General features: G+C 71.2%; 14 protein-coding genes. 8 read left to right on the top strand and 6 right to left on the bottom strand.

Annotation, left to right across the window (positions count from 1 at the left end):
- Positions 1-109 precede the first annotated feature (109 nt).
- Positions 110-1,501, top strand: coding sequence for a PH domain-containing protein (locus ACFY2Q_RS18090; protein ID WP_387131675.1), 1,392 nt, complete (start codon positions 110-112; stop codon positions 1,499-1,501).
- A 70-nt stretch (positions 1,502-1,571) separates the two neighbouring features.
- On the opposite strand, the gene ACFY2Q_RS18085 is transcribed toward ACFY2Q_RS18090, so the two are convergent.
- Complete coding sequence (locus tag ACFY2Q_RS18085; RefSeq protein WP_387131479.1) at positions 1,572-2,636, bottom strand: phosphatase PAP2 family protein; 1,065 nt, start codon at positions 2,634-2,636, stop codon at positions 1,572-1,574.
- A 238-nt stretch (positions 2,637-2,874) separates the two neighbouring features.
- Here ACFY2Q_RS18085 and ACFY2Q_RS18080 point away from each other — a divergent pair, with 238 nt between their 5' ends.
- Both ACFY2Q_RS18080 and ACFY2Q_RS18075 read left to right on the top strand, forming a co-directional pair.
- Positions 2,875-3,279 carry a thioesterase family protein gene (locus ACFY2Q_RS18080; RefSeq protein WP_387131475.1) on the top strand — a complete coding sequence of 135 codons (405 nt, stop codon included), beginning with the start codon at positions 2,875-2,877 and terminating at the stop codon, positions 3,277-3,279.
- Positions 3,276-4,106 carry an MBL fold metallo-hydrolase gene (locus ACFY2Q_RS18075; RefSeq protein WP_387131472.1) on the top strand — a complete coding sequence of 277 codons (831 nt, stop codon included), beginning with the start codon at positions 3,276-3,278 and terminating at the stop codon, positions 4,104-4,106. Before ACFY2Q_RS18080 ends, ACFY2Q_RS18075 begins: the two co-directional genes overlap by 4 nt.
- Here ACFY2Q_RS18075 and ACFY2Q_RS18070 read toward each other — a convergent pair.
- Positions 4,079-5,038, bottom strand: a complete 960-nt coding sequence (locus ACFY2Q_RS18070; protein ID WP_387131469.1) for a carbohydrate kinase — start codon at positions 5,036-5,038, stop codon at positions 4,079-4,081. The two genes, ACFY2Q_RS18075 and ACFY2Q_RS18070, sit on opposite strands and share 28 nt — an antisense overlap.
- A gap of 96 nt (positions 5,039-5,134) precedes the next feature.
- Positions 5,135-6,286, bottom strand: a complete 1,152-nt coding sequence (locus ACFY2Q_RS18065) for an XdhC family protein (protein ID WP_387131466.1) — start codon at positions 6,284-6,286, stop codon at positions 5,135-5,137.
- 443 nt (positions 6,287-6,729) lie between these two features.
- Between ACFY2Q_RS18065 and ACFY2Q_RS18060 the strand changes: the two genes are divergently transcribed.
- The gene (locus tag ACFY2Q_RS18060; RefSeq protein WP_387131464.1) at positions 6,730-7,863 is read left to right on the top strand and encodes a lytic polysaccharide monooxygenase; all 1,134 of its coding nucleotides are present in this window, start codon (positions 6,730-6,732) and stop codon (positions 7,861-7,863) included.
- Between the two features lie 58 nt (positions 7,864-7,921).
- Here ACFY2Q_RS18060 and asnB read toward each other — a convergent pair whose 3' ends face one another.
- Positions 7,922-9,883 (bottom strand): asparagine synthase (glutamine-hydrolyzing), encoded by a 1,962-nt coding sequence (gene asnB / locus ACFY2Q_RS18055; RefSeq protein ID WP_387131461.1) that lies wholly within the window; start codon positions 9,881-9,883, stop codon positions 7,922-7,924.
- 134 nt (positions 9,884-10,017) lie between these two features.
- Here asnB and ACFY2Q_RS18050 point away from each other — a divergent pair, with 134 nt between their 5' ends.
- The 4 genes from ACFY2Q_RS18050 to ACFY2Q_RS18035 all read left to right on the top strand — a co-directional run bounded on the left by ACFY2Q_RS18050 (position 10,018) and on the right by ACFY2Q_RS18035 (position 16,015).
- Positions 10,018-11,499, top strand: coding sequence for an aminopeptidase P family protein (locus ACFY2Q_RS18050; protein WP_387131458.1), 1,482 nt, complete (start codon positions 10,018-10,020; stop codon positions 11,497-11,499).
- A gap of 171 nt (positions 11,500-11,670) precedes the next feature.
- Positions 11,671-11,820, top strand: coding sequence for a hypothetical protein (locus ACFY2Q_RS18045; protein WP_387131455.1), 150 nt, complete (start codon positions 11,671-11,673; stop codon positions 11,818-11,820).
- A gap of 539 nt (positions 11,821-12,359) precedes the next feature.
- A complete protein-coding gene (locus tag ACFY2Q_RS18040) occupies positions 12,360-14,081 on the top strand; it encodes a right-handed parallel beta-helix repeat-containing protein (protein ID WP_387131453.1) in 1,722 nt (573 codons plus the stop codon).
- A 299-nt stretch (positions 14,082-14,380) separates the two neighbouring features.
- A complete protein-coding gene (locus tag ACFY2Q_RS18035) occupies positions 14,381-16,015 on the top strand; it encodes a hypothetical protein (protein WP_387131450.1) in 1,635 nt (544 codons plus the stop codon).
- A gap of 69 nt (positions 16,016-16,084) precedes the next feature.
- Here the strand turns inward: ACFY2Q_RS18035 and pulA are convergent, their stop codons facing one another.
- A complete protein-coding gene (pulA, locus tag ACFY2Q_RS18030) occupies positions 16,085-21,574 on the bottom strand; it encodes a pullulanase-type alpha-1,6-glucosidase (protein ID WP_387131447.1) in 5,490 nt (1,829 codons plus the stop codon).
- Positions 21,575-21,709: 135 nt separating this feature from the next.
- On the bottom strand, positions 21,710-22,420 hold the full coding sequence (locus ACFY2Q_RS18025; RefSeq protein WP_387131444.1) for a cellulose binding domain-containing protein: 711 nt from the start codon (positions 22,418-22,420) through the stop codon (positions 21,710-21,712).
- Positions 22,421-22,457: the final 37 nt, after the last annotated feature.

The raw sequence follows: 22,457 nt of genomic DNA, 5'->3' as shown, positions 1-22,457 counted from the left end.
GCCCTACGGCGCGGTGCCGCCGGGCGCAATGCCGCCGGGAGCGGTCCCGCCGGGAGCGGCTTATCCCTACGGCCCGATGCCGCCGGGAGCGGCTTATCCCTACGGCGCGATGCCGCCGGGAGCGGCTTATCCCTACGGCGCGATGCCGCCGGGGGCGGCTTATCCCTGGCCGATGCCGCCGGGAGGCGGCGAGCCGCGCCAGCGGCTGCACCCGCTCAGCCCGCTGCTGCACGGCGCCAAGTCGCTGGTCGTGGTGATCGCCGGGCTGTCCTGGTCCACGCTGTCCCGGGTCGGCTTCGGCTGGTTCGCCGCCATGGTGGTGGTCCTGGCGCTCGGCGCGACAGTGTTGTCGGTGGTGAGTTGGTACAACACCGGCTACCACGTGGTGGGCCGCGAACTGCGGGTGTACGAAGGGCTGCTCTGGCGGCGTACCCGGGCAATCCCGCTGGAACGGTTGCAGGCCGTGGAGGTGGTCCGGCCGCTGCTCGCCCAGCTCACCGGCCTGGCCGAGTTGCGTCTGGAGGTGGTCGGCGGGGGCAAGACCGAGGCCCCGCTGGCGTACCTCGGGGTGGCCGACGCGGCCCGACTACGGGAGCGGCTGCTGGCGCTGGCCGGTCGGGCGGCACCGCCCTCGGCGGGCGACACGGCGCCCGCGGCGGTCGGTGGGGCGGCACCGCCGACGGCGACGCCGGGTCGGCCACTGCACGCGGTACGCAACAACAACCTGCTGGTCAGCCAACTACTCACGCCGCAGGCGTTCCTACTTCCGTTCGGCCTGGCGTTCGTCGTGGCGCAGTTCGCCACCGCCGAGTCGTGGTCGTTCATCGCGGTGGCGAGCACGCTGACAGCGATGGCCGGTGTGCTACTGCAACCGATCCGCCGGGTCCTCGACGACTGGAACTTCCGGCTGGCCCGCGACGGCGGCACGCTGCGGGTCCACAACGGGCTGCTGGAAACCCGGGCGCAAACCGTGCCACTGGACCGCGTGCAGACCGTGCGGGCCACCTGGCCGCTGCTCTGGCGGGTCAAGGGCTGGCTGCGGCTGCGCCTGGAGGTGGCCGGGTACTCCATCACCGAGGCCGACGACCGCAACCGCCCGGACCGGCTGCTGCCGGTCGGTGACCTGCCGACCGCGACGATGATCGTCGCCGAGGTGCTACCTGGTGTACGCCTCGACGCGCTGACCCTGCACCGCCCGCCGTCCCGGGCACGCTGGCTGCACCCACTGGGCCGTGGCGCGCTCGGCGCGGGGCTGTTCGATCGGGTCCTCGCCACCCGGTCAGGTCTGCTCACCCGGCAGTTGGCGATCGTGCCGTACGCCCGGATCCAGAGCGTGCGGGTCGTGCAGGGGCCGGTGCAGCGCTGGCTGCGGTTGGCGACAGTACACGCGGACACGGCGGGCGGGTCGGGGGCGGCCGCCGAGGACCGCGACCTGGCCGAGGCGTGGGCGCTGGCAGCCGAGCTGACCACCCGAGCACAAGCCGCCCGCACCCTCACCTGAACCCACCCGGCCCCACCCCCGCCCGCACCCCGGAGAGGGGCGGGGACAGATGGGGCGGCGCGGGGTGGGGTTAGCGGTCGGCGGGTACCGGTGGTGCTGGTGTCGGCGTTCCGGTGATGCGGTCGGGGTCGGTCGTCGGACCTGGTGGTTCGCTCGGGGCCGGTTCGGCAGTGGCCTTCGGGTGGCGGGCCCGCCATGCGGCCCAGCCGCGCTCGGCCAGGCCGACGACCAGGAAGGTCATCCCGACGTACGCCCAGCCCACCAGCACGTCGATCACATAGTGCTCACCCGAGTAGACGAGGGTGAGGGTCATCGCCAGCGGGTACGCGAGCAGCAGCGGCCACCAGCGGCGCCGGGTGGTGGCCATGAAGAACACCACCACGAACAGCGCCCACGCGGTGTGCAGCGACGGCATCGCGGCCACCGGGTTAGAGGCGATCTGGCCGGCGTTGAGCACGTTGCCGGCGCCGTGCATGCCGAACGCCTTCCAGCCCCGGGTCGAGATCCGGGCGACCTCGGTGAGCAGCCCGTTCTGCGCGGCCCACCAGGGTGGGGCGGCCGGGTAGATGAAGTAGGTGGCCAGGCCGGCGGCGCAGAGGAACCCCCAACGCCGCATGTACGCAATCCAACGACGCCTGTCGCGCAGCCAGAGCACCGCGGCGGCGGCCAGCGCCACCACGAAGTGCGAGAAGTACACCCAGCTCGCCGCGACGTCCCACCACTGCAGCTGCGGGCGGTAGAAGTGCTCCTGCAACCACACGGTGGGCACCTCGCCACCGGTGGCCCAGCCGAACATGAACCGGTCGGCGACGATCAGCTCCATGGCGTGCGGGGTGGCCCCGTTGTCGGCGAACCCGCGCGAGAGGTTGTACGCGGCCAGCAGCAGCACCACAGGCACCCAGTCCCGGGCGAAGCGCAGGTGGCTGCGCCACGGTCGGTCGCTGTTCCAGGCGATGGTCCCGGCCCAGATCCACACGAAGGCGTACGTCGGGTCGGTGGGCAGCCCGATAGCCAGCCAGGCGGCGACGAAGGCGAGCGCCCAGATCGTCATGGCGACGACGCGCCGACGGCCCCCGTCCGGGGACGCGGGCGGGTCGGTGCGGGCGGGGGGCTGGGGGTCAGTCACGACGGCCATCGCGGTCAAGGTTAACGACGGCTGTGGCATCGACCGACGGCGACCACCCGTAGAACCTCACCGCCTGCTCTCCACCGGAGGGTGCGGCGGTCCCGCCGAGCGCGCCCGGCGGGACCGCCGATACGGCGGACGTCTGCCGCGGCGGGGGCCGCCGGTTCGCCGGGCGGGTGCTCGGCGGGGGCCGCCGGTTCGCCGGGCGGGTGCTCGGCGGGCACGGCGAGCACCTAGGCTGACGACCATGCAGGAGCAGCCCGAGCCGGCCTTCGCGCCGGGTCTGACCGCCCAGGTCGAGTTGACTGTCACCGACGCGGACACCGCCCAGGCGGTCGGTTCCGGGGACGTGCCAGTGCTTGGCACTCCGCGGGTGCTCGCGCTGGCGGAGGCGGCGACAGTCGCGGCCACGGCGACCGGGATGCCGCCCGGGTCGACCACCGTGGGCACCCGGGTCGAGCTGGAGCACCTCGCGCCGACGGTGGTGGGCCGGACGGTGCGGGCGCAGGCTCTGCTGGCGGCCGTCGACGGTCGCCGGTTGTCGTTCGAGGTCACTGTCAGCGACGGTGACCAGACGGTGGCGCGGGGCCGGGTGGACCGGATCATGGTGGATCGGCAACGCTTCGTCGACCGCGCGGGGCGGGCGTCGTGAGCGGCGGGTTCGTCGAGGTCGCCGATCGGGTGCACGTGCTACGTGAGCCGCTGCTGCGGATCAACGTGACGCTTGTCGTCGGTGACGACGGGGCGCTGCTGGTGGACACTCTGTCGTCGGCCGCGCAGGCCACCGAGCTGGCCACGGCCGTCCGGGCCGTCACCGACCGTCCGCTGACGCTTGTCAACACCCATCACCACTACGACCACTGCTTCGGCAACGCCGTCCTGGCCGGCGACCCACCCCGCCCGGTGTACGCGCACGAGCGGGCCGCCGAGGCTCTGCGCGACGACCCGGAGCGGCTGCGCCGGGAGGCGTACGAGGAGGTGCGCGCGGAGCACCCGGCGCTCGCCGCCGAGCTGGCCGACACGCCGCTGCTCGCCCCGACGCACACGGTGCACACCGAGACGACGCTCGACCTGGGCGGCCGGCGGGTGCTGCTGCGGCATCCGGGGCGGGGGCACACCGACGCCGATCTGGTGGTGCACGTGCCGGACGTGGACGTGCTTGTCGCCGGGGATCTGGTGGAGCAGAGTGGTCCGCCCGCCTTCGAGGACGCGTACCCCCTGCAGTGGCCGGACGCGGTCGCGGACCTGCTGCGGCTGACGACCGCGCGCACGGTGGTGGTGCCGGGTCACGGCGATCCGGTGGATGTCGGTTTCGTCCGCGTCCAGCACGCCGAGTTGGCGAAGCTTGCCTGGCTGATCCGGGCGGCGCACACCGGCGGCGCCCCGCCGGAGCGGGTGGCCGCCGAGGCGCCCTTCGGCGCCCGTGCCGCGCTGATCGCGGCGCGGCGCGGCTACCGTGAGCTCGACGGCGCGGTCTGACCTGCGAAGCGGCGCTCCACGTCGGCGCGGGTGGGCATGGCTGTGGCGCCGCCTGGTGACTCGCAGACCAGGCCCGCCACCCGCAGCGCGAACGCCACCCGCTCGACCCAGCCGCCCGGGCCGCCTGGTTCGCCGTCGGTGAGCAGGTCGGCGATAAGCGCGGCCAACACCGAGTCACCGGCGCCCGTGGTGTCGACGGCGTTGACCTTGGGCGCCGGCACCCGCACCGGGTCGCCGCCGGCGGCGGCCAGCACCGCACCGTCCGCGCCGAGTGTCACGACGACCGTGGCGGCGCCCAACTCCCGCAGGTACGCGGCGACGCCCTCGACCGGCTCGCCGGGATACAGCAGGTCCGCGTCGGCGGTGCTCAGCTTGACCAGGTGCGCGCCGGCGGCGAACTCGGCCACCACCGCGCGCAGCCCGTCCAGCGCGGCCGGGCCGTCCAGCAGCCGGGGGCGCACGTTCGGGTCGAAGACCCGCAGCCCGGTGGCGAGCGACCAGGCCCGGCGGGCGGCGGCGAGGGTGCCCTGTTGCAGCAGCACCACCGAGCCGCAGGAGAGCACGTCGGCGCCCTCCAGCAGCGCCAGGTCCAGGTCTTCGGGGCCGAGCAGGCCGTAGGAGGGCGGCTGCCCGTAGAAGCGGAAGTCGGGTTCCGGGCCGGCGAAGGTGACCACCGCGAGCGTGGTCGGCGCCGGCGCCGTGACCACGCCGGTCAGCCCGACGCCGACGGTGGTGAGGAAATCCCGGATCCGCCCGGCGAGCACGTCGTCGCCGAGCGAGCCGACGAACTGCGCCCGGCCGCCGAGCCGGGCGACGCCGACGGCGACGTTGAGCGGCCCGCCGCCGATCGCCTGTCGATAGACCCGCTCCCCGTCCCGTTCGGTGTCGAGCAGGTCGACGAGCGCCTCACCGAGCACCACCGCGTACCCCATTGCGGTCCCTTCCTTGTCGTCAGCCGCCGAAACGGTCGCCGTGGCACCAGGCTGGCACAGCGCGCGGGCCGATGAGCGGCGAAGGCGCGGTACCGGTCAGCCCGGGTGGTGGATCGGTCCGCCGAGGGCGGACAGCGGGCGGCCGCTACCGCCCCAGCGAGCCGCGACGATCTGCGCGGCCACGCTCACCGCGGTCTCCTCGGGTGTACGTCCGCCGAGGTCCAACCCGATCGGCGAGGCGAGCCGGTCGAGCTGCTCCGCGTCGAGTCCCGCCTCGCGCAGCAGCTTGTGCCGCTCGTCGTGGGTGCGCCGCGATCCCATCGCGCCCACGTACGCCAGTGGTTGGCGCAGCGCCAGCGCGAGCAGCGGCACGTCGAACTTCGGGTCGTGGGTGAGCACGCAGACGACGGTGCGGGAGTCGACCCGGCCGGTGTCCACCTCCGCCCGCAGGTAGCGGTGCGGCCACTGGACGACCACCTCGTGCGCCTCCGGGAAGCGTCGGCTGGTGGCGAAGACCGGCCGGGCGTCGCAGACGGTCACCCGGTAGCCGAGGAACGCGCCGATCCGGGCCACTGCGGCGGCGAAGTCGATCGCCCCGAAGACGATCATCCGGGGTGCGGCGACGTACGCGGTGACGAAGAGGCTGAGGCCGACGCCCCGGCGCTGCCCCTGGTGGCCGTAGCGGAGCACGCCACTGTGCCCGGCGGTGAGCAGCCCGAGCGCGTCGGCGGTGGCCGCGTCGTCGAGCCGTTCGTCGCCGAGCGAACCCGTCACCCGCTGCCCGGTCAGCGCCAGCCGTCGGCCGAGTCGCCGGGCCGGGTCGCTCGGCGCCGCGCCCAGGGTGTCGTCGGCGTCGACGGCCACGCATGTGACGATCGCCGCCGGGTCGCCTGCCTGTCGCGCGGCGGCGACCGTGTCCAGCGCCGCGAGGTCGGTGTGGTCCAACCGTTCCACGTACACGTCCAGCATTCCGCCGCAGATCAGACCGACGGCGTACGCGTCGTCGTCGCTGACGCCGTAGTGGATCAGCTCGGGTTGGCCGGTGTGGAGCACGTGGCGGGCGCGCTCGTAGAGGTCCGCCTCGACGCAGCCACCGGAGACGCTGCCGGTGACCGTGCCGTCGGCGGCCACCAGCAGCGCGGCGCCCGGCGGCTGCGGCGCGGACCGCCAGGTGTCCACGACTGTGGCCAGGGCGACCTGCTCGCCGGCCCGGCAGCGGCGGTGCATCTCGTCGAACACGTCGGGCACGCGCTGCCGCCTCTTTCGTCTCGTCGCGGTCCGGTCGACCCTGCCGGCCATCCCGGCCGGGCGACTGCCACCACCGGGTGACCGAATCATCACTATATGAGAGGCAGCGCCCGGCGGGCCGGTGGACGCCCGAGTCGGCGAGGTCGCCGGGGCCGCGTTTGGCACATCGAGGACCGACTATTGCGTGGCGGTCGGGTGCCGTGATGGGATGACGCGTACCGAGCGGTGCGAGGGCTGTCGCACCGCTGGTTGCCGGGTTGTGTGACGCGAGGGCACCGGTCCCAGGACAGGACCGTTGATGGCGCATGTCCGCCCGCCGATCGTGGGCCGCATCGCCGTCACCTGTCGCATCGGCGCTCAGCGCAGCGATGCGAGAAGGCCACATCCCACCCGATTGCGGCGGGGCGGCTTCGGGCGGCACGCCTCGCGAGTCAGGAGAACCCGTGAATCGTTCCCGTACGGCCGCGTTGCTTACCGCGGCCGTGACCCTCGCGCTGGGCGCCGTCGCCCTCGCGTCCACTCCGCAACCGGCCGCCGCGCACGGCGCGGCCATGACCCCGGGCAGCCGCACCTACCTGTGCTGGCAGGACGGCCTCAGCCAGACCGGTGAGATCAGGCCCAACAACCCCGCGTGCTCCGCGGCCGTGGCGCAGAGCGGGGCCAACTCGCTCTACAACTGGTTCAGCGTGCTTCGCTCGGACGCCGGCGGTCGGACCACCGGCTTCATCCCGGACGGGCAGCTGTGCAGTGGCGGCAACACCGGTTACCGGGGTTTCGACCTGCCTCGCACCGACTGGCCGTTGACCCACCTGACGGCGGGCGCGCGGCTTGACTTCCGCTACAGCAACTGGGCGCACCACCCGGGCACGTTCTACTTCTACGTGACCAAGGACAGCTGGAGCCCGACCCGGGCGCTTGCCTGGGGTGACCTGGAGGAGCCGTTCCTGACGGTGACCAACCCGCCGCAGCGCGGCAGTGTCGGCACCAACGAGGGGCACTACTACTTCAGCGGCAACCTGCCCTCGGGTAAGAGCGGCCGGCACATCATCTACTCCCGCTGGGTGCGCTCGGACTCGCAGGAGAACTTCTTCGGCTGCTCCGACGTGACCTTCGACGGCGGCAACGGTCAGGTGACAGGTGTGGGTCCGGGCGGCACGCCGCCGCCCACCACTCCCCCGCCGACCACGCCCCCACCGACCACCCCTCCGCCCACGACGCCGCCTCCCACCACGCCGCCGCCGACCACGCCCCCGCCGACCACGCCGGCGCCGGGTGGCGACTGCATGGCCGTCTACAAGGTCGTCAGCGCCTGGCAGGGTGGCTTCCAGGGCGAAGTCATGATCATGAACCACCGCAGTACGCCGTATAGCGGCTGGACCGCGAGCTGGACCTGGCCCAACGGGCAGTCCATCAGTCAGATCTGGGGTGCCACACAGACCTCGTCCGGCTCGACGGTGACGGCCACGAACGTCTCGTACAACGGCACGATCGCACCGGAGGGCACCACGACCTTCGGCTTCCTCGCCAGCACGAGCGGCACCAACGGCCTACCGACAGTCAGCTGCGTCGGCCGCTGACCCCCTGAAACGGCCAGGAGGTTCGCGTGTCGCGAACCTCCTGGCCGACAAGGTCGGATCAGCGCACCATGGACCCGACGACGGGCTTGGTGAGCAGAGCGGACTGGTTGCGCTGGATGCCCGGGTCGAGGGTCTTGGCCACGAAGATCGCGTGCCAGATGCAGAAGATCAGCACCGTCCACACCTTGCGGGAGTGGTCGGCCTCCTCCCGCTTGTGCTCGTCGAGCAGCCGCAGCGCGTACGACAGGTCGAGCAGGTCACCCGCGCCCGAGGTGCTCAGCACGTGCCGCGCCCACTCGTACATCTCGCCGCGCAGCCAGACCCGGGTGGGGGTCGGGAAGCCCAGCTTCTTGCGGTTGACGATGGCCGGCGGAACGACGCCCTGCAATGCCTGACGCATCGCGTACTTGGTGGCGTCCGAGCGCGGCGGCAGCTTGAGGTCCACCGGGATCTTCGCCGCGACGTCGAAGACCTCCCGGTCGAGGAACGGCACCCGCACCTCCAGCGAGTGCGACATCGAGATCCGGTCGGCCTTGACCAGGATGTCGCCACGCAGCCAGGTGTAGAGGTCGACGTACTGCATCTTTGTGACGTCGTCCAGCTCGGTGCACTCGGCGTAGATCGGGGCGGTCACGTCGGTGTAGCGCACCGAGGGGTCGTAGCGGCGCATCAGGTGCTGCTTCTCCTCCTCGGTGAACATCCGGGCGTTGCCGTAGTAGCGCTCCTCGATGGGGGTGGTGCCGCGCTCCAGGAAGCTCTTGCCCTTGACCCCCTGCGGGATCGCCTTGGAGACGGCACGCAGGCCCTTCTGCACGCCGCCGGGCAGGCCGTTGACGGTGCCGAGCGACAGCGGCTCCCGATAGATCGTGTAACCGCCGAAGAACTCGTCGGCGCCCTCGCCGGAGAGCACCACAGTGACGTGCTCGGCGGCCTTCTTCGCCACGAAGTAGAGCGGCACCAGTGCCGGGTCCGCCACCGGGTCGTCCAGGTGCCAGACGATCTTCGGCAGCGCGTCGATCATGTCCTGCGGACCGATCTTGGTGGGGATGGTGGTGACGTCAAGGTGCCGGGCCGACTCCTGGGCGACGTCGATCTCCGAATAGCCCGGTACGTCGTAGCCGACGGTGAAGGTGAGGATGTTCGGGTTGAACTCCCGGGCCAGCGCGACCACCGCCGTGGAGTCGATGCCGCTGGACAGGAACGAGCCGACAGGCACGTCGGAGCGCATGTGCATGCGCACGCTCTCGCGCAGCGTCTCCCGGATCTCGTGGTAGAGCTTCTGCTCGTCGGCGACCGGCGCGGGCCGGAACACCGGCCTGTACCACCGGCGGACGTCGATTCGCGCGCCAGGCGTCCAGGTCAGGTACTCCCCCGAGCCGATCCGGTTGATGCCCTTGTGCAGGGTGCCGGGCTCGGGGACGTACTGAAGGGTCAGGTAGTGGCTGAGGTTTGCCGCGTCGACACCCGCGTCGCCCTGGTAGGCGCTGTGCGCGAACGGCAGCAGCGCCTTCTTCTCCGACGCCAGGTAGAGCCCGTCGGCGGTCTCCAGGTAGTGCAGCGGCTTGATGCCGAAGTAGTCGCGGGCACCGAACGCGCGCCGCTCCTGCCGGTCCCAGATGACGAAGGCGAACATGCCCCGCAACCGGGTGAGCACCTGCTCGCCCCAGAAGTGGTAGCCCGCCACGATCACCTCGCCGTCACCGGCGGTGGCGAACTGCGCCCCGAAGTTCCTGATCAACTCCTCGCGCAGCTCGATGTAGTTGTAGATCTCACCGTTGAAGGTGAGCAGGTAACGGCCGTTCGCGTACGGCAGCGGCTCGTGACTCGACGCGACGTCGATGATGGCGAGCCGCTTGTGGGCGAACACTCCGTCCGCGTACCTGCCGGTGGCGTCGCCGACCACCTCGACCCCTGTCTCGTCGGGGCCGCGGTGGTGCAGGCATTCCAAGGCTCCGGCGATGTGGTCGCGGTGCGCGGCGGCGTTGCCGTTCGCGCTGAAGAAGGCCAGAAGTCCGCACATGGTGGTCATCTTCCCACGCGCTCCGCCGGCCCGTCGCAGCCGTCCGTCGATCCGGGGCGGCTCCCGGGCGGGCCCAACGCGAACCGGGCGCGCGGTACCGTCGGGACCAGCAACGAAGCGGAGGGAGCGGCGCAATGACCGAGGGACGCACCGACGGTACGCCGACGGACGGTACGGAATCGCACGATCCGGACTTCCCGGAGGCGTTCCTGTCGTTCATGCGGCAGGGCTGGCAGGACACCGAACTGCCGGTGACGCCCCGCCCGGAGGCCCCCAACTACGCGAAGCGGCGTGCCGCGCTCTCGGCCGCTTTCCCCGGCGAAACGCTTGTCATCCCGACCGGCCCCGAGAAGGTCCGGGCCAACGACACCGGCTACCCGTTCCGGCCGGGCAGCGACTTCGCGTACCTGACCGGTGACCACGACCCGGACAGCGTGCTGGTGCTGCGCCCGAACGGCTCGGGGCACGACGCCACGCTGTACATGCGGCCCCGCTCCTCGCGGGAGACCGACGAGTTCTTCCGCAGCCGGCACGGCGAGCTGTGGGTGGGCCGGCGGCACACGCTCAGCGAGAAGTCCACCGAGCTGGGCCTGCCCACCGCCGACCTGACCGGCCTGGAGGCCGCGTTGGCCGACCTGGCACCCGGTCGCACCCGCGTGCTGCGCGGGTTCGACGCCGAGGTGGACGCGGCAGTCCACCCGTACGACGGGGTCCGTGTCGAGGGGCAGCCGCCGCGCGACACGGAGTTGGCGATCGCCATCTCGGAGCAGAAGCTGGTCAAGGACGAGTGGGAGATCGGCCAGCTCCAGGACGCCATCGACGCCACGGTGCGCGGCTTCGAGGACGTGGCCCGCATCCTGCCGGCGGACCGCGCCGTCTCGGAGCGGCTGCTGGAGGGGGTCTTCGCGCTGCGGGCCCGGCACGACGGCAACGACGTCGGCTACAGCTCGATCGTCGGCGCCGGCGAGCACGCCACGATCCTGCACTGGGTGCACAACCACGGCGCCACCCGCCCGGGTGACCTGCTGCTGATGGACATGGGCGTCGAGGGGCGCAACCTCTACACCGCCGACGTGACGCGGGTGCTGCCGGTGAACGGCCGGTTCACCGCCCTGCAACGCCAGGTCTACGACATCGTGTACGCCTCGCAGCAGGCCGGCATCGACGCGATCCGCCCCGGGGTGAAGTTCAAGGACGTCCACCTGACCTGCATGCGGGTGCTCGCCGAGGGTCTGTCCGAGTTGGGTCTGCTGCCGGTGAGCGTCGACGAGGCCATGGACGAGAAGTCCTCGGTCTACCGCCGGTGGACGCTGCACGGTTTCGGCCACATGCTCGGCATCGACGTGCACGACTGCTCCAATGCGCGTAAGGAGAACTACCGCGACGGCGCCCTGGGTGAGGGTTACGTGCTCACCGTCGAGCCGGGGCTGTACTTCCAGCCGGAGGACGAGCTGGTCCCCGCCGAGCTGCGCGGTGTCGGCATCCGCATCGAGGACGACGTACTGGTCACGGCGACCGGCGCGGTGAACCTGTCCGCCGGCCTGCCGCGCACCGCCGACGAGGTGGAGACCTGGCTGGCCGAGCAGCGGGAGGCGGGTCCCCGCCTGCCCGGCTGACCGGGGAGCGCCACCGACTGACACCGCCGGGCCGGACGCATCGACGTCCGGCCCGGCTTTCGCATGGGCGGCTCCCGTACCCGGGTGATCACCTCGGGTTCGGTGAAAACGCGGTGTCCGCCGTCCGGGATACCCCGGTTTCCAGGAAGCCGAGTCGATCAGACCGAAGACGTGCCCGTCGACCTCGACCTGGAAGATGCCGATCGCGATGTCGGCGAAGACCCGACCGGGCAGCGCGTCGAGCCATTCGACGAGGCGAGCCTCCGCGCGATTGCCCGAGGCTTCCTCGTCTTCGCTGGTGCCGGCGAACCAGATGTCTGAGTCGGTGTGCGCGCCGTCGGCGTCGAACCGGTGCAGCACCGCGTACCACCGCTTGTGGCGATGCCAGTCGTCGTCGGCTCCCGCACCATCCTCCACCGTCGCGGTGACGGAGCCGAAGAACTGGCCCTTGTCGTACCGGCCGATGAAGCGGGTGCGGTAGTCGGGCTCGTACGCGATCGGCACGCGCGCGGGAATCGCCATGGCGGGACCGTACTGCGAAAGACCACAGGACCTCGTTCGGGTGTTTGGGCTGCCGGCATCCCTTCCTACCGTCGCGCTCCGTTCACCGGCACATGGCCCAACCTGGGCCGAATGTGGGGTTATCTCGGATACGTCCGCCTCGCGAAGATAGTTCTCATACGGTGGGCATCAGAGGCTGCAACCGATTTGTAGCTGGTCGCGACGCCTCGGGTGGTGCGACCCCGTCTGATAGCTGGAAAGGGCGGAAGGCTCTGATGTCCAACGACTTAACGAGTACCGAGGGCGGGCCCCCGACGGCACCGCCGACACGACGGCGACGTGCGCTGTGGGTCGCCGGCGTGGCCGGGCTGACCGGCGTCGTGGGCCTGGCGGCCCTCGGCGGGGTGGCCGCGCGTGACGACAAGCCCAGTGCCGGCCGCGTGTCCGACGCGCAGTCGTCGACCAACCGGCAGAACGTCAGCGACGCTGGCGAGAAGACCGACGGCACCAAGGAGAACGACGACCAGGACGAGTGGGGCGGTGGTGACTGGAGCGGTGGCGACGACCGGTACGCCAAGCGCGACGGCAAGGAGCACACCAGCCAGGTGCCGTGTGACTCCGACAAGCTGATCCAGGCGATCGTCTTCGCCAACAGCCAGGACGGCGGCACGCTGGAGCTGGCCAAGGGCTGCACCTACAACCTGACCCGCAACGACTACGAGGGCAACGGCCTGCCGGTGATCACCGAGCGGGTGACGCTCAAGGGCGACCACACGACCATCGGTCGCGACGCCACGGCCGACTACTTCCGCATTCTCAACGTCGGCCCGGGTGGGCATCTCACGCTCAAGGGTCTGAGCATCCGGGGCGGGCAGACCATCCAGCGGGCGATGACCCTGGACCCGGCGACGGTCTGGGCGCCGTACTCGGCCTCGGTCCGCAGCACCGTGGCGGCCGCCAAGCCGGAGGCCACCACCGCCGCGCCGGGTGCGGCAGCCAAGCCGGAGGCCACCACCAAGGCCAAGCCGGCGGCAGCGACGGCCGCCAAGCCAGCGGCGGCAGCCAAGGCGACGGCGGCGGCCAAGCCGGCAGCGGCGGCCAAGGCAACGGCAGCAGCCACGACGGCGGCCAAGCCGGCAGCGACCGCGAAGGCCGAGCCCGCCACGGTGGCCGCCAAGCCGGCGGGGGCCGTGGTGCCGCTGGTGGAGGAGCCCGGGTTCAACGACGGCGCCGGGGTGCTGGTGCAGCCCGGTGGTCGGGCCGAGATCCTGGACAGCGAGTTGCTCTACAACCAGTCCGGCGGCAACGGCGGCGGGTTGGCCAACTTCGGCGCCGCCAAGCTCAGCAAGAGCACCGTGGCGCACAACACCGCGTTCCTGCACGGCGGCGGCATCTTCAACGCCGGCGTGCTCCAGGTCGACGAGTCGAAGGTCAAGGACAACACCGCGATCATCGGCGGTGGCGGCATCGCCAACGGCGCGGCCGGGATCTTCGGCGAGGACGTCGACGGCGGTTCGGTGTGGGTCTACAAGAGCGAGATCACCGACAACGAGACGCTCGGCTTCGGCGGCGGCGTCCTGGACGTCGAGGGCACCACGACCCTGCACGACACGACGGTCAGGAGCAACACCGCGGTTCTCGCCGGAGGCGGCGTCGCGGTGGCCGACAGCCAGCTCACCCTCAAGAACGCCACTGTGGCCAGCAACAGCACCGCTGGTGTGGGTGGCGGGTTGGCGGTGGCCTTCGACAGCACCGCGACAGTGGAGAACAGCGCAATCACTGACAACACCGCCGGGTTCTTCGGCGCCGGCCTCTTCAACGAGGACAGCGTCACCACGCTGCGCGACAGCGAGGTGGTGGGCAACCGGGCCATCGGTCCATTCGCCCGCGGCGGCGGCATCTACAACACCGACGGGGGCGAGGTCTCCCTGAGCCGGACGACTGTGGCGCACAACTTCGCCACCCTTCTGCCCGGCGGGATCTTCAACCAGCTCGGCAGCACCGTGACGCTCGACGAGAGGTCCGCGGTGACTGCCAACCGCCCCACCAACTGCGTCAACGTTCCGGACTGCTTCGCCTGACCGGGCGGGGCTGAACCACATAGAGGGCGCGCCCCTCCGAGCCGCCACGGCACGGAGGGGCGTACCCATTTGGGCTGCTCACGGGCCTAGCGGCCGGGCTTGGGTGGGCCGTGCCCGCCCGGGGTGTCGCGGCCGGTCCGGACGGAACGCGAACCAAATGTGGGGTTGTTTCGGATACGCCCGCGAGGCGAGGAACATTCTCATACGGTGGTTTTGGGAGCTACAACCGATTTGTAGCAGGGGACGTCCGCTTGAGGGCGGCGACCCTGTCTGGTACGAGGAGAGGGCAGAGAGCTCCGATGTCCAACTACCTAACGAACAACGAAGCCTCCGGGCAGGCGACGGCCAAGCGCCGCCGCAAGCTCTGGCTCGCCGGTGGCGTGGCCGGTTTGACGGGCGTGATCAGTCTCGCGGCGGTTGGCGTCGCGGGCAGCGCCGGTGCGGTCAGCGGCCTCAACTGGAACACCGCGCAGGTCAGCAGGGACGGCGGCGACCAGGGCGGCGACCACGGCCGCGACTGGGACAAGGACAAGGACCGGGACAAGGACCACGAGCGTGGGAAGGAGGTGCCCTGCGACACCGACAAGCTGATCCAGGCGATCGTCTTCGCCAACAGCAAGGACGGCGGTGTGCTGGAGCTGGCCAAGGGCTGCACCTACAACCTGACCCGCAACGACTACGAGGGCAACGGCCTTCCGGTCATCACCGAGCGGATCACGCTCAAGGGTGAACACACCTCGATCGTCCGCGACGCCACGGCCGACTACTTCCGGATCCTCAACGTCGGCAGCGGCGGGCACCTCACCATCAAGGGCCTGACCATCAAGGGCGGCCAGACCCTCGAACTGTTCGAGGCCGTCGAGCCGGCCGCCGTCTGGGCGTCCTACTCGGACTCCGAGGCGATCGCGGCGCAGGTCAAGGCGGGCGTGCCGCTGGAGCAGGCGCTCACCGCGCGGCAGGCCAACCCGAAGGCGGGCCTGAAGGCGGCCCCGAAGGCCACTCCCAAGGCCGCGCCGAAGGCGCAGGCGGGTGTGGTCACGCCGCTTGTCGAGGAGCCGGGCAACAACGACGGCGCCGGCATCCTGGTCCAGCCGGGCGGCACCGCCGAGATCCTCGAGTCCGAGGTCGTCCTCAACCAGTCCGGCGGCAACGGCGGCGGTGTGGCCAACTTCGGCACCACGAAGATCTGGCACAGCACCGTGGCGCGCAACACCGCCTTCTTCTTCGGTGGTGGTGTCTTCAACGCCGGCGTGCTCAAGGTCGAGGAGTCGAAGGTCAAGGACAACACCGCGATCATCGGTGGTGGCGGCATCTCGAACGGTGCCGCGAGCATCTTCGCCGACGACATCGACGGCGGGACGGTCGAGCTGAAGAAGGCCGAGATCAGCGACAACGAGACGCTGGGCTTCGGCGGTGGCCTGCTCGACATCGGGGGCAACACCACCGCGTACGAGACGAAGTTCGTCTCGAACACCGCGGTCCTCGCTGGTGGCGGTCTCGCCGCGGCGGACAGCCAGCTGAACCTGCACGGGGTCTCCGTGGAGAAGAACAGCACCGCTGGCGTCGGTGGTGGCCTGGCCATCGCCTTCGACAGCGCGGTCACCGCCGAGCGCACCACGGTCAAGGACAACACCGCCGGGTTCTTCGGCGGCGGGGTCTTCAACGTCGGCAGCGTCACCACCCTGCGTGACAGCGAGGTTGTCGGCAACCGGGCCATCGGCCCGATCGGTGTCGGCGGCGGCATCTTCAACATCTTCGGCGAGGTCAACCTGTCGAAGACGACTGTCGCCCACAACTTCTCCACCTTCGCCCCGGGCGGTGTCTTCAGCTTCTTCGGCGAGGTGAACGTGGACAACAAGTCCGCGATCACCGCGAACCGTCCGACGAACTGCCTGGCCATCCCGGGCGGCACCATCGAGAACTGCTTCGCCTGATCACCCTCGGGTGACCACAGCACGACGGCCGGCCCCCTTCCGCACCACGCGGAAGGGGGCCGATCCGCGTCATCTCTGCACGAACACCGCCACGCTGCGCGCCGGCACGGTGAAGGTGCCGGCCGCCCGGTCGAACGACGCCGTACGCAGCACCGGGTCGGCCGAGGTCGTCAGCACCGGGTGCAGCGTCACGTCCGCACCGCGCAGGCCGGTCACTGTCTGCTTCGCCGTCTTCGGGGTGCCGTTGAAGACGACCGTAACCGACTTCCACGCCCCACCCAGACCACTGGCGTCCAGGGCCATGGTCAGCACACCTGGCGTCTCCGCTTCGCCGGAGAGCGGGAACGCCACCCGTTGCTGCACCTGCGCGGCGGTGGCCAGCCCGAACACCGGCGACGACGCCCGGATGCGCAGCAGCTCGGCGTACCGGGCGTCGGTGGTGGTGATCGCCGCGCAGTCCGGCACCAGCGCCGGGTCCGCCAACAGCGGCTTCGCGTACGGCCACTTGTCCTCGTTGTCAGGCGCCGGTGGCAGGCCGGCGCCGAACCCGTTGCCCCGCTCGCAGCCCCAGCGGATCTGGTTGAACCAGTCACCGGAGTTGTACGAGTTGCGGTCCAGCGACTTCGACCGCAGCCGTTCGGTGCCGGCGGTGACGAACCCGGTGCCCTGGCCCAGCACCACGGTACCCAGCGCCAGCACCTGCATCCGGGACCGGTCCGCCGCGCTGGTGGCCTGCGGCAGCTTGTACGCCAGCGCGTCGTAGAGGATCTCGTTGTCGTGCGCGTCGACGTAGGTGACGGACTCCCCCGGCGCGGCGGTGTAGCCGGCCGGCGCGCCCTTGTAGTCCACCTGCGCGCCGGTGACCGTGCGCCCGGCGGTGTCGGTGAACCGGTAGCCGCGCAGGTTGCCGGTGAGCCCCACCTTGAGGAGGTCGTGGGCGTGCAGCAGGGCGGCCTTCTGCTCGGCCGCCGACCCGTTGACGGGGTCACCGTTGGGGTCGGTGTAGAGCCCGGAGGCGAAGCCCTGCGCCCGAGGGTTGTCGTCGAACGGGCCGCCGCCACGGACCGCGTCGCGCAGCCGGTCGTTGAACGTGCCGATGCCCGTGCCGGCCATGTTGGCCTGGGTGGCCTGCATGAACCGGGCGTCGTCGGCGACCTCGCCGAAGTTCCAGCCCTCGCCGTAGAGCATGATCGCCTTGCCGTCCACACCGTCGCGGGCGACGGTCAGCCGGTCCAGCGCCGCGCGGACGGCAAGGATGTTGGCCTTCGGGTGGTGACCCATCAGGTCGAAGCGGAAACCGTCCACCTTGTACTGCTTCGCCCAGGTGACGAGCGAGTCGACCACCAGCTTGCCCATCATGGCGTGCTCGGGCGCGGTGTTGGCGCAGCAGGTGGAGTTGGCGACGGTCCCGTCCTCCAGCAGCCTGTGGTAGTAGCCGGGCACCACCTGGTCGAGCACCGACTTGTCGTCGGTGCCGGCCGCCGCTGTGTGGTTGTAGACGACGTCCATGACCACCCGCAGACCGGCGGCGTTCACCCCGGCCACCATTCGCCGGAACTCGGTGGTCCGCGCCGCTCCGGCCGGGTCGACGGCGTACCCGCCCTCGGGCACTGTGTAGTGCAGCGGGTCGTACCCCCAGTTGTAGCCGTCGGTGTCGGCGACCGCCGCCACGCATTTCTGCTGCTCGGCCGAATCCGGCGGCAGCGCGGCCAGGTCGCAGGCCGGCTGCCGCTGGTCGGCCCGCCGCTCCGGGATGGTCGCGAAGTCGAACGCCGGGAGCAGGTGCAGGTGGGTGACCCCGGCGGCGCCGAGGGCCTTCAGGTGGGTCATGCCCGCGGTTTTCGGGTCGGTGAAGGCGAGGAAGGTGCCCCGCCGATTCGTCGGCACGGTGTCGTCGGCGATGGAGAAGTCCCGCACCGACAGCTCGGAGATCTGCGCCCGTGACGCGGGCACTGCCGCCGGCTTGCGCAGCGTCCGCCAACCCGCCGGGGCCAGCGCCGGGTCGCTCAGGTCAACGAGCTGGCTGTGCGTGGAATCGGCGGCGAGGGCCACGGAGTACGGGTCGGTCACCGACGCGGTGACCATCCGCTGCGCCGCCGGCTGCCACGCCTGCACCTGGTAGCGGTAGTACTTGCCCACCCAGGCCTGGCTGCCCCGCACCGACCAGACGCCCGTGCGGTCGTCGCGGCGCATCGGCACGGTCTTCGGCTGCGCGGTGGGCGAGTCGAACAGGTGCAGCGCCACAGTCCGCGCGGTCGGCGCCCACAGCGCGAGGCTCGGCGTGCGGCCGGCGAAGGTCGGCCCGAGGGTGGCGTCGGTGGCGTCGGCGTACACGTCGTCGAGCACGCCGGGGATCTGCACGCCGGTCGCCGCGAGCAGCGCCCCCTTCGCGTCGCGCTCGGTGACGAGCACCTGCCCCCGCAGCGCCGCCGGGACCTTGGCGAGGTCCGCCCGGTCCAGAGCGAAGCTGCGGTACGACCACAGGTGCGGGAACCTCGCGCGCTGGGCCTCGGTGAGCCCGTTGCGCTGCGCCCGCAACGGCAGACTTGTGTACGTCCCCGACAGCTCCCCGTCGACCACGCTCACCCCGCCCGCGGGCGCTGCCACAAGCGCGTACGTCCTGCCGTCGGTCGGCGGGGTCTGCCACGCCACTGTGGACCTGTCGATCCAGTGCGCCTTCTGCTTGCTGATGTCGGTGTCCCCGCCCGCGCTTGTCGCGGTCGTCGGCAGCAGCCGGCCCGGGGTGGCGGCGAGCAGCCACACCTCCCGGCCCGCGCTCGCGAAGTCGAGCCGCTGGTCGTCGGGCAGATCCTTGGTGTCGCCCTTGTGGATGATGTAGTTCAGCCCGGTGGCCCCGGCCGCCAGCGGCACCCGGAACACCGCTCCGAATGCGTCGGTCGAGGTGGGTGCGAGTGGGGTCGCCCAGTCGGTCGGGTTGGCCGCACCATCCCACACGTGCAGGCCCCAGCCGGCGTAGTTGCCGTCGGCCTGCCGGTAGTGGATGACCGCCGTGCCCTCCTCGACCGGCGGGTCGGGTTGCCCGGTGGCCGCCTGCCGGCTCGGATAGATAGCCGGGTCCCCCTGCTTGAGCCAGACCTCGCCGGTGGAGGTGACGTCGATGCCGCGGTCCTGGGCGACGTCCTTGTTGCCGTCGGAGTCGACCACCACGAAACCGACAGACGTCGCGCCCGGCTTGAGTTTCACCCAGGCGAACCGGCCGTAGGAGTCCTCCCCGGCGAACGGCTGCCCCTTCGGCCACTCGGTGACGTACGCCGGATCGATGTCACCCCACGCGTAGAGCGCCCAGTCGTCGTACCCACCGGCGGGCCGCTGATAGTGCACCACCGCCCACTCCCGGGACCCACCCTGCTCGGGGGTGCCGACGGTGGCTGTGGAACGGGCCGTGGCGGTGCGGCCTCGGCCGTCGCGGACCACCGCCTTGTATTCGATCCGGGTGCCGCCGGCCAGGCCGGTCAGGTCGTGGTGCACGGTGTACGGCGCGTGGTCGGCGCTGCCCAGCAACGTCCACCGGCCACCGGCGACCCGGGCCGCGACGGTGACGGTGGCCAGCGGGTCGCCGGTCACCGTGGCGGTGACGGCGACCCGGGTGGCGACGGGCGCGTCCGGGGTCGTGACGGCGATCGTCGGCTTGCCACCCGGCAGCGCGACGGGGGTACCGGCCCGGTACGCCACCGCCGACAGCGGCGGCACGGTCAGGGTCACCTTGCCGTCACGACCGGCCGTGGCGCTCGCGCTGCCGCCGTAGATGCCGGTGAAGGTGGCGCCGGCCGACCAGGTGTCCACGGTGACAGTCTGTGCGGTGCCGGCGTTGTTCACCGCCACCACGTACTCGATGCGGTCGGCGGGAGTGATCCGGGAGGCGGCGAAGACGCCGGGGCCGTCGGCGGCGTACCGCGTGACCTGGATGCCGTCGCGCAGCGCGGGGTGCGCCTGACGCAGCCGGCCCAGCTCGGCGATGGTCCGGTACAGCGGATGGCCGGTGTCGAACTGGTCGCTGGCGTGGGTGCGGTCGGTGCCGAGCAGGTCGTCGTCGAGATAGTCGGGGACCGTCGAGGCGAACATGTCCTGCCGAGCGTCCTTGTCCCCGCCCGGGCCGGTGAAGCCCTGCTCGTCACCGGAGTAGATCACCGGCTGGCCCCGGGTGAGGAACATCAACTGGTGGGCGAGCTGGTCGCGGCGCAGGTGGCTCGCCGGGTCGGTGCCACCGCCGGCGATGAACGAGCCGATCCGGCCCATGTCGTGGTTGCCGAGGAACGTCGTCAGCCGCCGCGCGTCGGTGTCGCGGGCGGCGTAGAGGTCGTCACGGGCGTACACGTCGGCAAGCGCCTTCGCCGAGCCGGCACCCGCTGTGTAGCCGCGCGCGGCCTCCTGGAAGGGGAAGTCGAGGGTGGCCGGCAGGCCGCCCTGCCGCACATAGCTGGAGGTGATCTGCGGGTCGGCGCTGTAGACCTCGCCGAACATGAAGAAGTCCTTCTTGCCGGCCTTCTCGGCGGCCCGTTCGATGCCCCTGCTGAACTGCGGCCAGAAGTCCATGTTGACGTGCTTGACGGTGTCCAACCGGAACCCGTCGACACCTGTCGCGCCGATCCAGTCCCCGTACGCCTTCGTCAGGCCCTTGACCACCTCGGGCCGCTCGGTCCACAGGTCGTCGAGGCCGAAGAAGTCGCCGTACTCGCTGTTCTCGCCTGCGAAGGTGGAGTCGCCACGGTTGTGGTACATCGTGACGTCGTTCAACCAGGCGGGCACCTTGACTGTGGCGTCCTTCGGCTCGTCGAACGTCGGTGTGTACGGGAACGACTCACGGTTCACCTGCGGAAAGGCGCGGCTGCCGTCGGCGTGGTTACGGTCCTCGAAGGCCCGCCCCTGCGCGTCGGTGTACGGCGAGGTGGCCTTGTCCACGTAGGCGTACCGGTCCTCGGCGAACTTGATCACGTCAGCGGTGTGGTTGACGATCACATCGAGGTAGACCTTGATGCCGCGCTGGTGGGCGAGCTTGACCAGCCGCTTCATCTCCTCCATGGTGCCGAAGTGCGGGTCCACCTGCGTGAAGTCGGTGATCCAGTAGCCGTGGTAGCCGGCCGAGATGTCGTCGCCCTTGCCCTGGACGGGCCGGTTCTTGAAGATCGGGGCGAGCCAGATGGCGGTCGTGCCCATCCCCTGGATGTAGTCCAGCTTGTCGATGACGCCCTTGAGGTCACCGCCGTGGTAGAAGCCCTTGTCGGTCGGGTCGAGGCCGGTGCGCAGCCGGTCGCCGGTGAGGCCACCCCTGTCGTTGCGCCGGTCGCCGTTGGCGAACCGGTCCGGCAGGACGAAGTAGAACTGCTCTGCACGCGCGGTGGTGTCGCCCGCCTTCAGCAGCGCCTCGGCGGTGGGCTCGTCGCGCCACTGGGCGGCCCCGCCGACGGCGAGGGAGGCGTCGCCGGAGGGCCGGGGGGCCGCAGCGGCGGGATGCGCGGCGACCGGAGTGCCGACGAGCGTCAGGGTGAGCAGGCAGGTGAGGGCGAGCAGGACGGTGCGCGGAAGCGGCGGGGGTTCCATCGACGGCCTTCCTCTGGTCGAGATTGGCCGCACGCTAACCCTTGCCGAAACAATCTGCAATACCTTGCAAACAAAGTCGTAACAGAGCAGATTCTTTGCAACCGGCGCGCTGTCCGTCCATCGACTACGGTCCGATCAGAACCCGCCGCAGCGCACCCCGTCGACAGTGCAACCGCGCGGCGTGGTCGACGCCCACTCCAGGTGGAACCGCAACGGCACCGACCTGCCGGCCGGCACGGACACCCCACTGCCGTACGTGAAGCCGCCGTCGAACTGCCGCACCGTCCCCTGTGGCGCGCCCTCCACCCAACTGGTCACCAGTCGCCCACGGCCGAAGTGGATCCGCACCGTCCAACCCCGGTCCACCCGCGACGCGTTGACGATCAACACCTCGCCGATGAAGCCACCGTCGAAGCTCTGCACGACCCGATAACGCCCAGTCACCGCCGGCTGCTGCGATGGCGCCTGTTGCGGCGCCCGGGTCGACGGCCGCGCCGACGTCGGCACCACCACCGGCTCCACTCGCGGCGACGGCGACGGCGACACGGCCGGCGCTCTCGGCGGCAACCCGCTCGCCCGCGGCGACAACCCAGGAATCACCGGCGACGACGACCGCGACAGCGGCGGCGCCTCCGTCACGTCGCTCGGCTCACCCGGCACCTGCGGCAACGGCAACACCGCTGGCGGCACCGCGTCGTTCACCGGGCTCTGCCCCCGGTACGCGCCCAGCGCAACGATGAGCAGGACCACCATCACCACAAGGCCCGCGCACGCCACGATCCAGGGTGACGACGCGATGGCCGCCGGACCGCGCAACGGTCGTGGGGCGCGACGCATGCCGGACATGTACCCCCCTCAGCGAGCCGTCCGGGAAGCGTAACGA

It is taken from the genome of Micromonospora sp. NPDC000316, assembly GCF_042898885.1.
Lineage (GTDB): Bacteria > Actinomycetota > Actinomycetes > Mycobacteriales > Micromonosporaceae > Micromonospora.
Note: the sequence above shows the minus strand (reverse complement) of the source record. Positions and strands in the feature narration are given on the sequence as shown.